Annotated in this window: 4 protein-coding genes; 1 reads left to right on the top strand and 3 read right to left on the bottom strand. The window is 60.2% G+C overall.

Annotated elements, in window-relative coordinates; all coding sequences use genetic code 11:
• Positions 1-171 precede the first annotated feature (171 nt).
• The 3 genes from RQ865_RS09790 to RQ865_RS09780 form a co-directional block, all read right to left on the bottom strand.
• Complete coding sequence (locus tag RQ865_RS09790) at positions 172-432, bottom strand: Txe/YoeB family addiction module toxin (RefSeq protein ID WP_311479199.1); 261 nt, start codon at positions 430-432, stop codon at positions 172-174.
• 3 nt (positions 433-435) lie between these two features.
• Entirely contained in the window at positions 436-690 is a 255-nt protein-coding gene (locus tag RQ865_RS09785) for a type II toxin-antitoxin system prevent-host-death family antitoxin (RefSeq protein WP_311479202.1), read from the bottom strand.
• Between the two features lie 462 nt (positions 691-1,152).
• Entirely contained in the window at positions 1,153-1,788 is a 636-nt protein-coding gene (locus RQ865_RS09780; RefSeq protein ID WP_311479197.1) for a DUF937 domain-containing protein, read from the bottom strand.
• Positions 1,789-1,981: 193 nt separating this feature from the next.
• On the opposite strand from RQ865_RS09780, the gene RQ865_RS09775 reads away from it, so the two are divergent.
• Positions 1,982-2,452 (top strand): NUDIX hydrolase, encoded by a 471-nt coding sequence (locus tag RQ865_RS09775; RefSeq protein WP_399521832.1) that lies wholly within the window; start codon positions 1,982-1,984, stop codon positions 2,450-2,452.
• Positions 2,453-2,570 lie beyond the last annotated feature (118 nt).

Here is a 2,570-nt window from a genome sequence, read left to right as displayed (position 1 = left end):
AAATCGAAACCGACGACTCACAGAACGTCCGGACCGAATGAAGGGGGCGACCCAGCAGCAAGTGACCCTGTAACTGCGAAGTGACCCTCGTATAGCAGGGTCACTTCGCAGTTACAGGGTCACTTGGCACGGGGTAGGTGCCTTGCCGCGGGGTCGGGGGCGGTAAGTCGATCATCTGCCGTAGTGATAGCGGCAGGCTGCGATGCGAATCTCGTCATCGACGCACTTGTAAACCAGTCGATGCTCGTCAGTGATGCGTCTCGACCAATAACCCGAAAGTCCGTGCTTGAGGGCTTCGGGTTTGCCGATGCCCTCGTTGCTGTTACGTGCGATGTCCTTGATGAGCTGGTTGATGCGCTTGAGCGTGCGGCGGTCTTCGTTCTGCCACCACAAGTAGTCTTCCCAGGCAGCCTCATCCCAGACAAGGATCACGTCTTAGTCCTCGACGAGGTCGTGTTGCGACCCCCGACCCTGCTCCAGGTTATCGATGGAATCGAGCAAGCGACGAGCGTTCGCGGGTGAGCGGAGGAGGTAAGCGGTTTCGCGGAGCGATTCGTAGTCGACGAGCGACACGATGACAACTGGCTCGTGGCCGGCGCGCGTGATGACGGCCTCTTCGCGGTTGTTGACGACATCGTCGAGCACTTGGGCATAATTGGCGCGCGATTCGGTGTAACTTATCGTCTTCATCATCTGCCTCCTGTACAGAAAACTGTACGTCGCTAGTGGGGGGCCGTCAACGTCGAGTCAACAACCAAAGCGAAACCTTGTATGCCCCGCCGCGCTCGCACCGGCGTGCGTTATGTCGTCACGCCGCCACAATGAAGTCGCTGGCTGTCGGTTTTGTGTGTCTCCGCGTTAATTGTGTGTGTCAGAACACATACAAATGCCGCGGAGACACACAAATAAGGACGGATGCGGCCGTCATCTGCACCGAATCACCTCGACGGCGCATCAAATGACCCTGCAATTGCGGAATGACCCTCCTAATACAGGGTCATTCCGCGTTATGAGGGTCATTTGCCGAGGATAGGGCTCGTGGTGGGATGCACACGGTGGAGCCGAACGGGCTGGGATGCATGGGGCTTGGCGCCAGCGCTGGTGTGCGTCGGCTCGGGCACCCAGCCCAGCGTGCAGCGGTCGGCGCCGTGGCTATCGGCGGCCGCCGCCGAGCAGTCCGCCGAGGTTGCCGAGCAGGTCGCCGAAGCGCCCACCGAGCCCGCCCTTGCCGCCAATCAGTCCACCCAGAATCGAGCCGATGTCAATGCCGCCACCAGCTGGTTCACTGCGAGCCGGCTCGTTGCGATTGCCGTCAAGCATGTCTTTCAGCTCACCCAGGGGGCCACCGCCGCGACGTTTTGTCGACTGGCGTTGGGGTACTGACTGGCGGCCAAACACCTGCTTACCGAGCCAAGCCATCACGATGGGTGCGAGGATGGGCAGCACTTTCTGGATGACTGCGGGTGAGACACCACCGAAAAGCGCCACCTGTTCTGTCACTGCACTCTCGTTGTCGCCGAAAACGTTGTGAGCAATTTTGGCGCCGTCTTCGGTATCGACACTCGCAGCATCAATACCGCCGTCGAGCAGCGACGACTCGGCGTGTGCGCCCAGTGCGCTCGAAAGCGATGCCGCACCGGCCGCATCCGCCGCATTTGCCCGCATCCCACCAAGCAGTGACGGCAGCGCGGCATCGATTGCGCGACGTGCCTCGTCAGTCGAAACTCCGAGCTGGCCGGCAATCTGCTCGACGGGGATTGAGTCGAGAAGCGAGTTGAGTTCCGACATGGTTTTCCTTCCTGCTAGGCGTGTTAACTCTTATCGAAGCAGCTTGAGTCTGGAAACTTGCCCGCGAACCGCGGTCGACTGAGATGCACAGCCAGCCCCGCTAGACTCGAGAGGTGCCGATGTGGTGTCAGGATGCGGATTCTGACCGGCATCCGCTGTTCAACCCGGTATCCGATCGCGCAAAGGAGCTTTGATGATGAGGTTCCGTGTGGGTGCCTACGGGGTGATTGTGCGAGACAGGCAGATCTTGTTGGCGCATTGGAACTCTCGCGGTCGTTCGGGATGGACGCTACCCGGTGGCGGGGTCGAACCTGGTGAAGATCCGTACGATGCCGCTATTCGCGAGATTGAAGAAGAAACCGGTTACATCGCCGAGATTGATTCGCTGCTGGGTGTCGACTCGATCATCGTCAACGCCAATAATCGGCGCCGCAAGGGGCGGCCTGCCGAAACTCCGCTGCAGGGTGTGCGGATTGTGTACCAGGCGCACATCACCGGCGGTGAACTGCGGCCCGAAGTTGACGGCACGACTGATGAGGCGCGTTGGTTTGATCTGCGTGAGGTAAAGAAGCTGCGTACGGTGTCGTTGGTGGGTGTGGCTCTGCGGCTCTACCACGAGCGCCCTCGCACCGGTCATCTCGAAAACCTGAAGAAGAAGCGCTAGCGCGAACAACCCCCGACGCCTGAAACGTGTTGGGGTTCTTGGTTGTCGAGTCGACTCTTTGGTGTGGGCTGACCCCGTTTCGTAGGTCCGGTGGTTCTGAGAGTCGTCCTGTCGCCCG

Origin of the sequence: uncultured Gulosibacter sp. (genome assembly GCF_963509965.1) — a bacterium.
GTDB lineage: Bacteria > Actinomycetota > Actinomycetes > Actinomycetales > Microbacteriaceae > Gulosibacter.
The sequence above is the reverse complement of the archived record's forward strand: the minus strand, read 5'-3'. Positions and strand labels throughout refer to the sequence as shown.

Coding starts and splice junctions, on each gene's coding strand:
- RQ865_RS09785 (WP_311479202.1), bottom strand. CDS start 690: ATGAAGACGATAAGTTACACCGAATCGCGCGCCAATTATGCCCAAGTG.
- RQ865_RS09775 (WP_399521832.1), top strand. CDS start 1,982: ATGATGAGGTTCCGTGTGGGTGCCTACGGGGTGATTGTGCGAGACAGG.
- RQ865_RS09780 (WP_311479197.1), bottom strand. CDS start 1,788: ATGTCGGAACTCAACTCGCTTCTCGACTCAATCCCCGTCGAGCAGATT.